This window comes from Shinella sp. (genome assembly GCF_049651085.1).
In the GTDB taxonomy this organism is placed as follows: Bacteria; Pseudomonadota; Alphaproteobacteria; order Rhizobiales; family Rhizobiaceae; genus Shinella.
In genome coordinates this window covers 259,653-273,005 of the sequence record NZ_JBASBL010000022.1, presented here as the reverse complement: position 1 = coordinate 273,005, position 13,353 = coordinate 259,653, and the positions used below count along the sequence as shown (strand labels likewise).

The following is a 13,353-nucleotide window of genomic DNA, read 5'->3' as shown; positions in this document are numbered from 1 at the left end:
CGCCAGCGCAGCCTGATCGAAGCACTGGGACTGGACGGGCCGGCAGAGTCTTGACCGGCCGCGATCGTGGCCCTTTGTTCAGCAATATCATCGTGTGATGGGCGGGGCGGTCAGCGAGCGCGTCGGGCAGGCTGACCCGCCTGCGCGATGTCTTCGGGGATTTCGAGGCCTGAACGCCTTCCCGCCTTGACGCTGCCGCGCGGCGCGGACTAAGGATGGGTCGACGGTTCCCTGAAGGATGACTCCCAGGGGATTAATAGGGAACACGGTGCGGACGACCCAACAGGGACCCATTCCGTGGCTGCCCCCGCAACTGTAGGCGGATTGCCGCCTGTCCCCGGACGCGTTTTGCGTCATGCCACTGCGGTTTACCGCGGGAAGGCAGACAGGTCGCAGATATCCGTGAGCCAGGAGACCTGCCGTCATAGCAACAATCCAAGTCACGGGCGGGGATGCCCGGAACAGGAGACGCCATGACGATTCCAACTGCCGCAAGCGGCAGAACTCCATTCGTTTTCTCCCGACCGTCCGCACTCCGCTCCTGTCGGCGCGCCGACTAGGCCGTCCGCTTTCACTCATCCGGGAGACCCCATGACCCTTTCTGCTGCCGCGCCGCGTGCTGCATCCCTGCTGTCGCTTGTGGCCGGCGCCACGGCCTTCGTCCTTTCGTCCGGTACGGCTCAGGCCGCCGAGACCCAGTATCCGCTGACCTTCGAGAATTGCGGCCGGCCGGTCACCTTCCAGAAGGTGCCGGAAAAGACCGTTTCGATCGGGCAAAGCTCCACCGAAATCCTCTATATGCTCGGTCTCGCCGACAGGGTCGTCGGCACGGCGCTTTGGGTCGGGCCGGTGCTGGAGGGCTATGAGGAGGTCAACGCCAGGATCGATCGCCTTGCCGACAACGACCCGAGCTTCGAAAGCGTGCTCGGCAAGAAGCCCGACATCCTCACCGTACAGTTTCAATGGCAGGTCGGGCCGGAAGGCGTCGTCGCCAAGCCCGAGCAGTTCGAGGAACTCGGCATTCCCGTCTACACCTCGCCGTCCGATTGCGTGGGCAAGGACAACAGCGCGGCAAGCGATGGCGTGCGCCACCAGGTCTTCACCATGGAGCTCGTCTACCAGGAGATCCGTGAACTTGCAGCGATCTACAACGTGCAGGACAAGGGCGAAGAGGTTGTCGCCAGCCTGAAGAAGCGCGAGGAGGCGGCCCGCGCGAAGGTTGCGGCGGTGGGCGGCAAGCTCTCGGCGGTATTCTGGTTCTCCAGCGCTGCCGATGCAGATCCCTACGTCGCCGGCAAGAACGGCGCGCCGGGCTACATCATGTCGGCGCTCGGCATCGAGAACATCATCAAGACCGATGACGAATGGCCGACGGTCGGCTGGGAGACCATCGCCAAGGCCGCCCCGACGATGATCGTCGCCGGCTCGATGGAGCGCCGCCGCTATCCGCTCGACAACCTCGAGACGAAGCTCACCTTCCTGAAGACCGATCCGGTTGCCAGCCTGATGCCGGCGGTCACGAACAGCTATGTCTTCGACATGGACGCGCAGGCGATGAACCCGACGATCCGCACGATCGAGGGCATCGAGCGTCTCGCCGACGCCATCGAGAAGGCTGGTCTCGCAAAGTGAGCACCGATCGCCCCATTTTGCTTCGGACGAGCGCCGCTTTTGCGGCGCTCGTCCTTATGCTTTTCGCGCTCGGCGTCGGGGCTGCCGTCGGCGAAACGGCGATACCGCTCGACGTGGTGGCCAAGACGGTGGCCAATCGCCTCTGGCACGCCGGCTATGCGCTGGATCCCATCGATGAGGGCATCATCTGGAACTATCGGCTGAGCCGCGCGGTCGTCGCAGCCTGCTGCGGCTCTGCACTGGCGCTGTGCGGCGTCATTCTGCAATCGCTTCTGCGCAATGCGCTCGCCGACCCCTATATTCTCGGCATCTCGGCCGGCGCTTCGACCGGTGCGGTCAGCGTGGCGATCCTCGGCATCGGCGCCGGTGCATTGACGCTGCCGGCCGGCGCGTTTCTCGGCGCGCTGGTTGCTTTCGGCCTCGTCAGCGCGCTCGCCGTGCGCGCGGGACGCGGCACCGGCGCGATCATCCTTGCCGGCATCGCGGGCTCGCAGCTCTTCAACGCGCTCACCTCCTTCATCGTCACCAAGGCTGCAAGCGCTGAACAGGCGCGCGGCATCATGTTCTGGCTGCTCGGCAATCTCTCCGGCGTGCGATGGCCGGATGTCTGGCTGGCGCTGCCGGTCGCCATTCTCGGCCTTGTCGTCTGCCTCTGGCATGCCCGCGCCCTCGACGCCTTCACCTTCGGCACGGAATCGGCCGCCTCGCTCGGCATTCCGGTTCGCCGCGTCTATATCGTGCTGATCGCCATTTCCGCGCTGATGACGGCGGTCATGGTCTCCATCGTCGGTTCGATCGGCTTTGTCGGTCTGGTCATTCCCCATGCGGCACGTATGGTGGTGGGTGTCCGGCACGGCCTGTTGCTCCCGGCTTCCGCGCTGATCGGGGCGATCTTCATGATCGCGGCGGACATCCTTTCGCGCATCATCATTCCCGGCCAGGTCCTGCCCATCGGCGTCATCACGGCGCTGTTCGGCGCACCGGCCTTCGCGCTCATCCTCAGCCAGAGGAGATCCGCCCTGTGACGCTCCAGGCACACGACCTCAGCTGGACGGCCGGCGGCACGACCATCCTGTCCGATGTCGCGCTCGACGTGCGTCCCGGCGAATTCCTCGGCATCATCGGTCCGAACGGCTCCGGCAAGACGAGCCTGATGTCGCTGCTCGCCGGCATCCGCAAACCGCAGACCGGAACGGTGACGCTCGACGGAAAGCCGCTTTCCGCCCATGGCCGGCAGGCGATCGCCCGGCGCATCGCCTTCGTGGAGCAGCAGGCCGAAACGACGGAGCGCATCACGGCGCGGCAGGCCGTCGAACTTGGCCGCACGCCGCATCTCGGGCCGCTGACGCCGTGGTCGCGGGCGGATGACGCCATCGTCGAACGGGCGCTGGAAGAGGTCGACATGGCGCATTTCGCCGGCCGGCTCTGGCACACGCTCTCCGGCGGCGAGCGGCAGCGGCTGCATATCGCCCGCGCGCTCGCCCAGCAGGCCCCCATCCTCCTGCTCGACGAGCCCACCAACCACCTCGATATCGGCCACCAGATCGGCCTGCTTCAGCTCGTGCGCGAACAGGAGCTCACCGTCGTCGCCGCGCTGCACGACCTCAACCACGCCGCCATGTTCTGCGACCGCATCGCCGTCATGCAGGGCGGCAGGGTCGTCGCGCTCGGCGCGCCCGGCAAGGTACTAGCGCCCCAGCGCCTCGCCGATGTCTTCGGCGTCACCGTCGATGTCGAGCGGGACAGTGCAGACGGCTGCTTCATCCGCTACCACCGCCCCGATCCGCGGCCGCCGCGGCTGAAACTCGTCGCGGGCGAGGGGACGTGATGCACGGTCGGATTTCCAACGACCACCTCAAGGAAGATATCCGCGAATACTGGTCGCGGCGCTCCGAGACATTCGACCTCGCCTTCGGCCACCGTATTCCGCAAGGACCGGAATTCGACGCCTGGGCGGCGGCGATCCGCGAGCGCCTCGGCCCGGCACCCCGCCGCGTTCTGGAGCTTGCCTGCGGCACGGGCGAGGTGACACGGCTGCTGCTCTCGCTCGGCCATGAGGTGACGGCGCTCGATTTCTCCGAGGCGATGCTGGCGGTCGCGCGCAGAAAGCACGCCGGAGCGAAGGGCCTGCGCTTCCTGCTCGCCGACGCGGAAAATCCGATGGAGCCGGACGAAAGTTACGACGCCATCGTCTGCCGCCATCTCGTCTGGACGCTGACGACGCCCGACGCGGCCTTTGCCGAATGGCATCGCATGCTGAAGCCGGGCGGCACATTGCTGTTCTTCGATGGCGACTGGGCCGCGCCGACGCGTCTCGGCCGGTTGGCAAGCCGTGCCATCGCAGTGGTCGACCGGTTCATCGGCACGGATCCGCACTATGACGGCGCGATGAGCGAGCGGCATGCCAGCATCATGCAGCGGTTGCCCTTCGGCGACGGGCTGACCGCCGAGCGCGTGCTGCCGCTGCTCGAAGCCGCCGGCTTTGCCGACATGACGATCGGCTCCCATGCGCCGATCGCAGCCGCCCAGCGCAGTACGGCCGACCTGCGCAACAAGCTGCGCACGCTGCTCTATCGCCGTTTCATCCTCAGTTGCCGCAAGCCCGCCTAGGCATCGGGCTCCACCGTCAGCTTGACACGGTCGGCGGCAAAGCGCGTGCGGGAGAACTGGATCGGCCGGCCATCGAGATCGGTATTCACAGCTGCCGCCACGAGGATGATGGCGCCCGGTGAAAGCTTCAGGTGCCGCATGTCGTCACCCTCGGCATGAACGGCCGATATTTCCGTCGACCGGCGCACATAGTCGGCGACGCCAAGTTCCCGGAAGGAAGCGGTGATCGATAGTGTCCGACCGAAGACGGCGGCAATCTCCTCGAAACGGTCAGCCGGAAAATAGTGGGTTCCGCAGGAGACCGGCCGCTTGTCCGCGCTGTTGACGGTTTCGAGACGCACGCAAAGCGAACCTGTCGCCAACCCGAGTGCTTCCGCCACCAGGGCAGGCGCAACCTCCGTCGCCGATCCCAGCAACTTGCCTTCGAGATCGCGCGTCTGGTCGCCGAGGCCCTGCGAGAAGCGGGTGCGGCGGGAGATGGGAAAACGCAGGCGATCACGCCGCTCGATGCGCGTGCCGACACCCTGGATCGGCCGGACGATGCCTTCCTCGGCCAGTGCGGCCATGGCGCTGCGCACCGTGTGCCGGTTGACGCCGAAGCGGCTGGCCAGCGCCATTTCAGGCGGCATCATGCCGGCTTCATCGAAGTCGCCATTGTTGATCGCAAGGCGCATCCGATCCGCGATCTGCCGCCAGAGCGCCACGCCCGATTGCCGTTCCACCATTTTCGCCCCCGCGATTGCCCTCTGTCACACCCTTGTCATCCGGCCTCATTAAGACGAGACTTAGATGTGTAATTGTCTAGACTAATAGACATTTGGAGATGAGGCAATGGCATCAATTCAGAAATTTGCCGAAGGCGGCGCGGCCGCTGAGCGGCAGAGGGCGATGGGCCTGCTCGCCAAGGCGAGCCGGGCGGAATTGCAGGAGGCCTGGAACGGGCTCGGCGAGAAGCCGGCCGTGCAGCCCGTGCGCGGCCCCGAAACGGGCCTCGTCATGGTACGTGGCCGTATCGGCGGCGGCGGTGCGCCGTTCAATCTTGGCGAGGCCACCGTGAGCCGCGCCAGCATCCGCCTTGAGGACGGCACCGTTGGCCACGGCCAGGCGCTCGGCACCGACGGAAGCAAGTCGCGGCTTGCCGCGATTTTCGATGCGCTCTTCCAGCAGCCGGCCCGCAAGGCCGAGGTGGAGGGATTGCTTGCCGCCATCGCCACCCGCCTTGCGGACGAGGACGAAGCCAAGGCGCGCCAGACGGCGGCCACCCGCGTCGATTTCTTCACCATGGTTCGCGGAGAGGACTGATGATGTCAGATACACTTGCCTTTGCCGGCGGCTTCCAGGAGCCGGTTCTCGAGGCCCAGACCGTCTTCCGCACGCTGATGGACTGCATGGCGCGGCCCGGCACGATCGGTCATGTGACCGCCATCGCCACGCCGCCAAAGCCCCTGAATGCGGCCAGCGGAGCCATTGCCCTCACACTCTGCGACCATGACACGCCCGTCTGGCTGACGCAGACGCTTGGAGCATCGGCGCTGCCCGGCTGGCTCGCCTTCAATGCCGGTGCGACCGTCACCGACGAGCGCCAGAACGCCCGCTTCGCCTTCATCGAGAAGGGCGCGATGCTCCCCAACCTCTGCCTCTTCGCACAGGGGACACAGGAATATCCGGATCGCTCGACGACCTTGCTCGTCGAGATCGACGCCTTCGAGGGTGGCCGCCCGCTGGTTCTGACCGGTCCGGGCATCCGCACCGAGGAAGAAATCGCGCCCGTCGGCCTGCCCGACATGTTTGCGCATTTCTGGTCGGAGAACCGGCAGGGTTTTCCGCGCGGCGTCGACCTGATCCTCGTCGCCGGCGACAAGATCCTGTGCCTGCCGCGCACCACCGTTCTTCGCGTGAAGGAAGCCTGAACCATGTACGTTGCCGTCAAGGGTGGCGAAGCCGCCATCTCCAACGCCCACCGCCTTCTCGCCGACCGCCGCCGCGGTGACCGCGCGCTGCCGGCCATCGGCATCGATCAGATCGTCGCGCAGCTCGGCCTTGCCGTCGACCGCGTCATGGCGGAAGCCTCGCTCTACGACCGGGCGCTCGCCGCGCTTGCCGTCCGGCAGGCGCGCGGCGACATGATCGAGGCGATCTTCATCCTGCGCGCCTATCGCACGACGCTGCCGCGCTTCGGCTATTCGCAGCCGGTCGAGACGGGCAACATGCTGATCGAGCGCCGCGTTTCGGCGACCTACAAGGATCTTCCGGGCGGCCAGCTTCTCGGGCCGACCTTCGACTATACCCACCGCCTGCTCGATCCCTCGCTGCTGACGGACGAACCGGTCGATGCACCACTGGAGCGGGACGAGACCGGCGAGCCTGTCATGCGCGTTTCCGACATTCTCGCCGGCGAAGGCCTTGTCGAGGACGACGGCGATATGCCCGAGGGCCATGTCGCCGGGGACATCACGCGCGAGCCGCTGGAATTCCCGATGGCGCGGGACCTGCGCCTGCAGGCGCTCGCCCGTGGCGACGAAGGCTTCCTGCTGGCGCTCGGCTATTCCACCCAGCGCGGCTATGCCCGCACCCACCCCTTCGTCGGGGAAGTGCGCATTGGCGAGGTCGAGGTGGAGCTGGACATGCCGGAACTCGGCTTCGCCGTCTCGCTCGGCCGCATCCAGGTCACCGAGTGCCAGATGGTCAACCAGTTCAAGGGCTCGGCGAAGAACCCGCCGCAATTCACCCGCGGCTATGGCCTCGTCTTCGGCCAGAGCGAGCGCAAGGCCATGGCCATGTCGCTCGTCGACCGGGCGCTGCGCGCGGAAGAATTCGGCGAGGACATCGTGGCGCCCGCGCAGGACGAGGAATTCGTCATCTCCCATTCCGACAATGTGCAGGCGACCGGCTTCGTCGAGCACCTGAAGCTCCCGCACTATGTGGATTTCCAGGCCGAGCTCGACCTCGTGCGCCGCATGCGGCGCGAATATGACGACGCACAGAACATCGATCTTCCGGAGGCCGCAGAATGAGCACGGCAGAACTGGCGACCTACAACTTCGCCTACCTCGACGAACAGACGAAACGCATGATCCGCCGCGCGATCCTGAAAGCGATCGCGATCCCCGGCTATCAGGTGCCCTTCGCTTCGCGCGAAATGCCCATGCCCTACGGCTGGGGCACCGGCGGCGTGCAGGTGACGGCGGCGATCCTCGGACCGAAGGACGTGCTGAAAGTCATTGACCAGGGCGCGGACGACACCACCAACGCCGTCTCGATCCGCGCGTTCTTCCAGAAGGTCGCCAATGTGGCGGTGACGACGAAGACCCGCGAAGCGACGATCATCCAGACGCGCCACCGCATCCCGGAAGAGAAGCTCAGCGCCGGCCAGACGCTCGTCTATCAGGTGCCGATCCCCGAACCCTTGCGCTTCCTCGAGCCGCGCGAGACCGAGACACGCAAGATGCACGCGCTGGAAGAATACGGCCTGATGCACGTCAAGCTCTACGAGGACATCGCCCGCAACGGCCATATCGCGACGACCTATGCCTATCCGGTGAAGGTGGAGGGCCGCTACGTCATGGACCCGTCGCCAACACCGAAATTCGACAATCCGAAGATGCACATGTCGGAAGCGCTCCAGCTCTTCGGCGCCGGCCGCGAGAAGCGTATCTATGCCGTGCCGCCGCATACCGACGTCGTCAGCCTCGATTTCGAGGACCATCCCTTCGAGATCCAGACCTTCGACAAGCCCTGCGCGCTCTGCGGCGCGGAGAATGTCTATCTCGACGAAGTGGTGCTCGACGACAAGGGCGGGCGGATGTTCGTCTGCTCGGACACCGACCATTGCGAGGAACGCTGCGCCAACGGCCATCGCGGCCATCTGGCCTATAACAAGGAGGCTGCCGAATGAACGACACGCCGCTTCTCAAAGTCCGTGACATTTCAAAGTTCTACGGCGCCCGCATCGGTTGCCAGAACGTGTCCTTCGATCTCTGGCCCGGCGAAGTGCTGGCCATCGTCGGAGAATCCGGCTCCGGCAAGACGACGCTGCTCAACTGCCTCGCCACCCGCCTGATGCCGACTTCCGGCGCGGTCGAGTACCGCATGCGCGATGGCGGGATGCGCGATCTTTCCCGCATGAGCGAGGCGGAGCGCCGCTTCCTGATGCGCACGGACTGGGGCTTCGTGCACCAGAACCCGGCGGACGGCCTGCGCATGGCGGTTTCGGCCGGCGCAAATGTCGGCGAGCGACTGATGGCCGTCGGCGAGCGCCACTACGGCAATATCCGCGAGACGGCGGGCAACTGGCTCGGTCGCGTCGAGATCAGCGTCGACCGCATCGACGACCAGCCGCGCGCCTTCTCCGGCGGCATGCGCCAGCGTCTGCAGATCGCCCGCAACCTCGTCACCTCGCCACGTCTCATCTTCATGGACGAGCCGACCGGCGGCCTCGACGTCTCGGTGCAGGCCCGCCTGCTCGATCTCTTGCGCGGCCTTGTGCAGGACCTTGGCCTTTCGGCGATCATCGTCACGCACGACCTTGCCGTGGCGCGCCTTCTCTCCCACCGCATGATGGTGATGAAGGACGGCCTCGTCATCGAGCAGGGCCTGACCGACCGCGTGCTCGACGATCCGCGTGAAGCCTATACCCAGCTCCTCGTCTCCTCGATCCTGCAGGTCTGAAAGCATGGTCCCGAAAAGTGGAACCCGGTTTTCGCACAAGACCATGCGTCAAAAGGAAAAATGACATGCCGACCCCTCTCGTTGTTTCCGAAGTGGCGAAGAGCTTCACCATGTATCTTCGCGACGGCATCCGCCTGCCGGTGATGTCGAATGTCGCCTTCTCGGTGAAGGCAGGCGAATGCGTCGTGCTGGGCGGCCCGTCCGGCATCGGCAAGAGCTCTCTGCTCAAGATGGTCTACGGCAACTACGGCGTCGACAGCGGCCAGATCCTTGTCGATCACGAAGGCAAGCTGCTCGACCTTGCAACCGCCGATCCGCGCACCATCCTTGCCGTCCGGCGCATCACGCTCGGCTATGTCAGCCAGTTCCTGCGCACCGTACCGCGTGTCGCAGCCGTCGATGTGGTGGCCGAGCCGCTTGCCGCCCGCGGCGTGGATGCGCTCGAGGCCAGGGCAGCGGCCGAGGCGATGCTTGCCCGGCTCAACCTGCCGCGCGAACTCTGGCAACTGCCGCCCGCCACCTTCTCCGGCGGCGAGCAGCAGCGTGTCAACATCGCCCGCGGCTTCATCACCGACCACCGCATCCTGCTGCTCGACGAGCCGACCGCCTCGCTCGACGCGAAGAACCGCGCCGTCGTCGTGGAGATGATCGCGGAGAAGAAGGCGGCCGGCGTGGCGTTGCTCGGCATCTTCCATGACGAGGACGTGCGCGAAAAGGCCGCCGACCGCATCATCGACGTCTCGGCCTTCTCGCCGCGAAAGGCCGTCGCATGACCAGACTGTCCGAAACGCCGCTGATCCATCCGACGGCAACCATGTCCGCCAGCACGCTCGGCCGCTATACCGAGATCGCGGAAAACTGCCGTATCAGCGAAACGGAGATCGGCGACTATTCCTATATCATGGAAGGCGGTTCGGTCTGGTGCGCGACGATCGGAAAGTTTGCCAACATCGCCGCTTCGGTGCGCATCAATGCGACGAACCATCCGATGTGGCGCGCGACGCTGCACCACTTCACCTATCGCGCCAACGACTATTGGCCCGATGCCGACCAGGAAGCGGATTTCTTCTCCTGGCGGCGCGATCATCGCGTGACCATCGGTCATGACGTGTGGATCGGCCACGGATCGACGATCCTGCCGGGTGTCACGATCGGCAACGGCGCTGTCATAGGCTCGGGCGCGGTCGTCACAAAAGACGTCGAACCATACATGATCGTCGGCGGTGTCGCGGCGAAAGTCATTCGCGAACGCTTCCCGCGAAGCATTGCCGAACGCATGGAAAAACTTGCCTGGTGGGACTGGGATCACGCCCGGCTCCGTTCCGCTCTCGACGACTTCCGCAAACTTGACGCAGAAGCCTTCCTCAGCCGTCACGACGGCTGAGATCACCCATTCGAATGCCGGATTTTCAGGCCTGTGGACTGTTATTTTTCCGACATCAAACTGACATCGCCCCTTCATCAACAGCGTTTAGAGCCAGTCCCGAAAGCGACAGGACCCAGCCTTGGGCCGAGAGTTAAGGAAGAGGGATCCGCCATGTTCCGACTGAAGAATGTTACCCGCCGCTTCGGCACACGCGTCGCGGTCGCCAACGTCACCTTCGATATCCCGCAGGGCCAGATGGTCGGCGTCATCGGCCGCTCCGGCGCGGGCAAGTCCACCATGCTGCGCATGATCAATCGCCTCGCCGACCCGAGCGAAGGCACGATCCACTTCAACGAGGTAGAAGTCTCGTCGCTACGCGGCGCGAGCCTGCGCAACTGGCAGCGCGACTGCGCGATGATCTTCCAGCAGTTCAACCTGGTACCGCGCCTCGACGTGCTGACCAATGTGCTGCTTGGCCGCCTCAACCATCGCTCGACGGTGATGAGCGTGCTCAATCTCTTCACCCGGGAAGAGCGCATCATGGCGATTGCGGCGCTGGAGCGGCTCGGCATCGAGCAAACCGCCCTGCAGCCGGCCGGCACGCTCTCCGGTGGCCAGCAGCAGCGCGTGGCGATTGCCCGCGCCCTCATGCAGAACCCGAAGATGCTGCTTGCCGACGAGCCGATCGCCTCGCTCGATCCGCTGAACGCCAAGATCGTGATGGACGCGCTGCGCGACATCAACGAGCGCGACGGCATCACCGTCATTACCAACCTGCACACGCTCGACACGGCGCGCGCCTATTGCGAGCGCATCATCGGCATGTCCGCCGGACGCGTCGTCTTCGACGGCCCGGCGCGCGAGCTCGATGCCGAGGCGGTGCGCACGATCTACGGCGCTGGCGCCGATGGCGCGGAGATCGACGAAAGCGTCACCTCCACGGCCATCCGCAACCCGGCTCGCCAGGACAACATCAAGGAATCCACCAGCCCGACACCGCTGGCACTGGCCGGTCTCTGACCGGTTCGGGATCGAGGGACCCGCGTAAAGGGTCATTACCTTCCAGTCCGGCAGAGCCGGTCAACCAGGAGAAAGATCATGCTGAAGAAAGCCCTTCTCGGCGCCGTCGCGCTCATCGCGCTTGCCGGCCACGTCCAGGCTGAAGACCTCAAGGAATTTCGCGTCGGCATCATCGGCGGCGAGAACGAAGCCGACCGCCTGCGCAACTACCAGTGCCTCGGCGATCACCTGAAGGCCGAACTCGGCTTCGAGAAGGTCTCCTTCTTCCCGGCCGCCGACTATGACGGCGTCATCCAGGGCCTCCTCGGCGGCACGCTCGACTACGCCGAACTCGGCGCTTCCGGCTTTGCCAAGATCTACCTCGCAAACGCAAACGCCGTCGAGCCGATCCTGACGACCGTCCAGACCGACGGCTCGACCGGCTACCACTCGATCATGGTCGCCCGCAAGGATTCCGGCATCACCAAGGTCGAAGACCTGAAGGGCAAGAAGCTCGGCTTCGCCGACCCGGACTCCACCTCCGGCTACCTCGTTCCGCTCGTCACGCTGCCGGACGCTATCGGTGGCCCGGTAAAGGGTTACTTCGCTGAGACCGGCTTCGGCGGCGGTCACGAAAACCTCGTCCTCGAAGTGCTGAAGGGCACCTTCGACGCCGGCACGACCTTCGGTTCGGGCGTTGGCGAATGGAAGGAAGGCTACACCTCCGGCAACCTGCACAAGATGGTCGAGAAGGGCATTCTCGACATGAATGACCTCGTCGAACTCTGGAAGTCGCCGCTCATCCCGAACGGCCCGATCGTCGTTCGCTCCGCGATGGCCGACGAGACCAAGGCGAAGTTCAAGCAGTTCATGCTCGACCTGCCCAAGAAGGACGCAGCCTGCTTCGCCGCCGTCATGGGCGGTGACTTCACCGCGTTCACGGAAGTCAATGTCGACTTCTACAAGCCGATCATCGACGCCCGCAAGGCGACGATCGGCGGCTGATCCCGCGCTGACATCGACGCCGGCCGCGTCCCGGCCGGCGTCTCTGTTTTTCCGGGCGTCTGAAATGACCACGACGTCCCTCACACCCTGACGGAACAACTCATGGCCTTGAACACGATTCACGACGGCTTCAGCGAGAAGGGCGCTCTGATCGAGCGGCACTGGCAGGAGCTGAACGCGCGCCGTCGTCTCTATACGTGGCTCGGCCTTGTCATTCTTGCCGTCGCCCTTTCCGGGTCGCTCTGGTTCGCCAACGAGACGAATGCCGGAAAATTCTTCGACCGGCTGCCCTATTTCTTCGATTTCATCGGCGACATGGTGCCGCGTGACGGCCTTGAGGTTTTCCGCGCCCTCTTCGACCTCCCGTCGCCCTATGACGACGGCAGCTTCAAGTACAACTATCCTGAAGGCCGGCTCTACATCACCGAGAGCCTCTATGTGCCGGAATACTTCCACAAGATGCTGGAGACGCTGAACATCGCGCTCTTCTCTACCATCATCGGCATGGTCTTCGGCTTCCTGCTCTGCTTCCTGGCGGCCAAGAACCTCGTCGCCAACCGCCTGCTGCGCGGCTTCGTGCGTCGCTTCATGGAGATCCTGCGCGCCTTCCCGGAGGTCGTGCTTGCCGGCTTCTTCCTTGCCATTCTCTCGCTCGGGCCGCTGCCGGCCGTCATCGCCGTATCGATCCACACGGTCGGCGCGCTCGGCAAGCTTTTCTTCGAGGTGGTCGAGAATGCCGACATGAAGGCGGAGGAGGGGCTCCGCGCGGTCGGCGCGAGCTGGGTGGAGCGCGTCTGGTTCGGCATCGTGCCGCAGGTCATGCCGAACTTCATGAGCTACTTCCTGCTGCGTCTCGAAATCAACGTGCGCGCCTCGACCATCATCGGCGCCGTCGGCGGCGGCGGTATCGGCGAATTGCTGCGCCTGTCCATCGGCCAGGGTCACCAGGCAAAGACCCTTGCGATCGTGCTGCTGCTGCTCATCACCATCATCGCCGTCGACCAGTTTTCCGCATGGCTGCGCCGCAAGCTCGTCGGCGACCATGCCTTCCGGCTTGCCCAATAGGAGTGCGC

The 13,353-nt window shown here is 65.1% G+C and carries 15 protein-coding genes and 1 riboswitch; of the genes, 14 read left to right on the top strand and 1 reads right to left on the bottom strand.

The window, feature by feature from the left end; all coding sequences use genetic code 11:
- The first annotated feature begins 207 nt into the window (after positions 1–207).
- Positions 208–438: riboswitch (cobalamin riboswitch) on the top strand.
- A 153-nt stretch (positions 439–591) separates the two neighbouring features.
- Genes WA950_RS15760 through WA950_RS15745 form a run of 4 tightly spaced genes read left to right on the top strand, consistent with a single transcriptional unit; the run spans position 592 to position 4,242 of the window.
- Positions 592–1,632: an ABC transporter substrate-binding protein gene (locus WA950_RS15760; protein ID WP_424552656.1), complete on the top strand. Its 1,041-nt coding sequence runs from the start codon at positions 592–594 to the stop codon at positions 1,630–1,632.
- Positions 1,633–1,688: 56 nt separating this feature from the next.
- Positions 1,689–2,657 (top strand): FecCD family ABC transporter permease, encoded by a 969-nt coding sequence (locus WA950_RS15755; RefSeq protein WP_424552655.1) that lies wholly within the window; start codon positions 1,689–1,691, stop codon positions 2,655–2,657.
- Positions 2,654–3,460, top strand: a complete 807-nt coding sequence (locus tag WA950_RS15750; protein WP_424552654.1) for an ABC transporter ATP-binding protein — start codon at positions 2,654–2,656, stop codon at positions 3,458–3,460. Before WA950_RS15755 ends, WA950_RS15750 begins: the two co-directional genes overlap by 4 nt.
- A complete protein-coding gene (locus WA950_RS15745; RefSeq protein ID WP_424552653.1) occupies positions 3,460–4,242 on the top strand; it encodes a class I SAM-dependent methyltransferase in 783 nt (260 codons plus the stop codon). The genes WA950_RS15750 and WA950_RS15745 overlap by 1 nt, the downstream gene beginning before the upstream one ends.
- On the opposite strand, the gene phnF is transcribed toward WA950_RS15745, so the two are convergent.
- Positions 4,239–4,982, bottom strand: coding sequence for a phosphonate metabolism transcriptional regulator PhnF (phnF, locus tag WA950_RS15740; RefSeq protein ID WP_424552692.1), 744 nt, complete (start codon positions 4,980–4,982; stop codon positions 4,239–4,241). The genes WA950_RS15745 and phnF overlap by 4 nt on opposite strands.
- 91 nt (positions 4,983–5,073) lie before the next feature.
- On the opposite strand from phnF, the gene phnG reads away from it, so the two are divergent.
- The 10 genes from phnG to phnE all read left to right on the top strand — a co-directional run bounded on the left by phnG (position 5,074) and on the right by phnE (position 13,345).
- Complete coding sequence (gene phnG / locus WA950_RS15735) at positions 5,074–5,544, top strand: phosphonate C-P lyase system protein PhnG (RefSeq protein ID WP_424552652.1); 471 nt, start codon at positions 5,074–5,076, stop codon at positions 5,542–5,544.
- Positions 5,544–6,152, top strand: a complete 609-nt coding sequence (phnH, locus tag WA950_RS15730; protein ID WP_424552651.1) for a phosphonate C-P lyase system protein PhnH — start codon at positions 5,544–5,546, stop codon at positions 6,150–6,152. The genes phnG and phnH overlap by 1 nt, the downstream gene beginning before the upstream one ends.
- A gap of 3 nt (positions 6,153–6,155) precedes the next feature.
- Positions 6,156–7,256 (top strand): carbon-phosphorus lyase complex subunit PhnI, encoded by a 1,101-nt coding sequence (locus WA950_RS15725; protein WP_424552650.1) that lies wholly within the window; start codon positions 6,156–6,158, stop codon positions 7,254–7,256.
- The gene (locus WA950_RS15720) at positions 7,253–8,137 is read left to right on the top strand and encodes an alpha-D-ribose 1-methylphosphonate 5-phosphate C-P-lyase PhnJ (protein WP_424552649.1); all 885 of its coding nucleotides are present in this window, start codon (positions 7,253–7,255) and stop codon (positions 8,135–8,137) included. Before WA950_RS15725 ends, WA950_RS15720 begins: the two co-directional genes overlap by 4 nt.
- Positions 8,134–8,910 (top strand): phosphonate C-P lyase system protein PhnK, encoded by a 777-nt coding sequence (phnK, locus tag WA950_RS15715; RefSeq protein WP_424552648.1) that lies wholly within the window; start codon positions 8,134–8,136, stop codon positions 8,908–8,910. Before WA950_RS15720 ends, phnK begins: the two co-directional genes overlap by 4 nt.
- Before the next feature lie 65 nt (positions 8,911–8,975).
- Positions 8,976–9,683 carry a phosphonate C-P lyase system protein PhnL gene (gene phnL, locus WA950_RS15710; RefSeq protein WP_424552647.1) on the top strand — a complete coding sequence of 236 codons (708 nt, stop codon included), beginning with the start codon at positions 8,976–8,978 and terminating at the stop codon, positions 9,681–9,683.
- Positions 9,680–10,294 carry a DapH/DapD/GlmU-related protein gene (locus WA950_RS15705; RefSeq protein ID WP_424552646.1) on the top strand — a complete coding sequence of 205 codons (615 nt, stop codon included), beginning with the start codon at positions 9,680–9,682 and terminating at the stop codon, positions 10,292–10,294. Before phnL ends, WA950_RS15705 begins: the two co-directional genes overlap by 4 nt.
- Before the next feature lie 153 nt (positions 10,295–10,447).
- On the top strand, positions 10,448–11,296 hold the full coding sequence (phnC, locus tag WA950_RS15700; protein WP_424552645.1) for a phosphonate ABC transporter ATP-binding protein: 849 nt from the start codon (positions 10,448–10,450) through the stop codon (positions 11,294–11,296).
- A 78-nt stretch (positions 11,297–11,374) separates the two neighbouring features.
- Positions 11,375–12,280: a phosphonate ABC transporter substrate-binding protein gene (gene phnD / locus WA950_RS15695; RefSeq protein ID WP_424552644.1), complete on the top strand. Its 906-nt coding sequence runs from the start codon at positions 11,375–11,377 to the stop codon at positions 12,278–12,280.
- Positions 12,281–12,382: 102 nt separating this feature from the next.
- Positions 12,383–13,345: a phosphonate ABC transporter, permease protein PhnE gene (phnE, locus tag WA950_RS15690; RefSeq protein ID WP_424552643.1), complete on the top strand. Its 963-nt coding sequence runs from the start codon at positions 12,383–12,385 to the stop codon at positions 13,343–13,345.
- The last annotated feature ends 8 nt before the right edge of the window (positions 13,346–13,353 follow it).

Coding starts and splice junctions, on each gene's coding strand:
- phnD (WP_424552644.1), top strand. CDS start 11,375: ATGCTGAAGAAAGCCCTTCTCGGCGCCGTCGCGCTCATCGCGCTTGCC.
- phnK (WP_424552648.1), top strand. CDS start 8,134: ATGAACGACACGCCGCTTCTCAAAGTCCGTGACATTTCAAAGTTCTAC.
- phnG (WP_424552652.1), top strand. CDS start 5,074: ATGGCATCAATTCAGAAATTTGCCGAAGGCGGCGCGGCCGCTGAGCGG.
- phnL (WP_424552647.1), top strand. CDS start 8,976: ATGCCGACCCCTCTCGTTGTTTCCGAAGTGGCGAAGAGCTTCACCATG.
- WA950_RS15760 (WP_424552656.1), top strand. CDS start 592: ATGACCCTTTCTGCTGCCGCGCCGCGTGCTGCATCCCTGCTGTCGCTT.
- WA950_RS15725 (WP_424552650.1), top strand. CDS start 6,156: ATGTACGTTGCCGTCAAGGGTGGCGAAGCCGCCATCTCCAACGCCCAC.
- WA950_RS15720 (WP_424552649.1), top strand. CDS start 7,253: ATGAGCACGGCAGAACTGGCGACCTACAACTTCGCCTACCTCGACGAA.
- WA950_RS15755 (WP_424552655.1), top strand. CDS start 1,689: ATGCTTTTCGCGCTCGGCGTCGGGGCTGCCGTCGGCGAAACGGCGATA.
- WA950_RS15745 (WP_424552653.1), top strand. CDS start 3,460: ATGCACGGTCGGATTTCCAACGACCACCTCAAGGAAGATATCCGCGAA.
- phnE (WP_424552643.1), top strand. CDS start 12,383: ATGGCCTTGAACACGATTCACGACGGCTTCAGCGAGAAGGGCGCTCTG.
- phnC (WP_424552645.1), top strand. CDS start 10,448: ATGTTCCGACTGAAGAATGTTACCCGCCGCTTCGGCACACGCGTCGCG.
- WA950_RS15705 (WP_424552646.1), top strand. CDS start 9,680: ATGACCAGACTGTCCGAAACGCCGCTGATCCATCCGACGGCAACCATG.
- phnH (WP_424552651.1), top strand. CDS start 5,544: ATGATGTCAGATACACTTGCCTTTGCCGGCGGCTTCCAGGAGCCGGTT.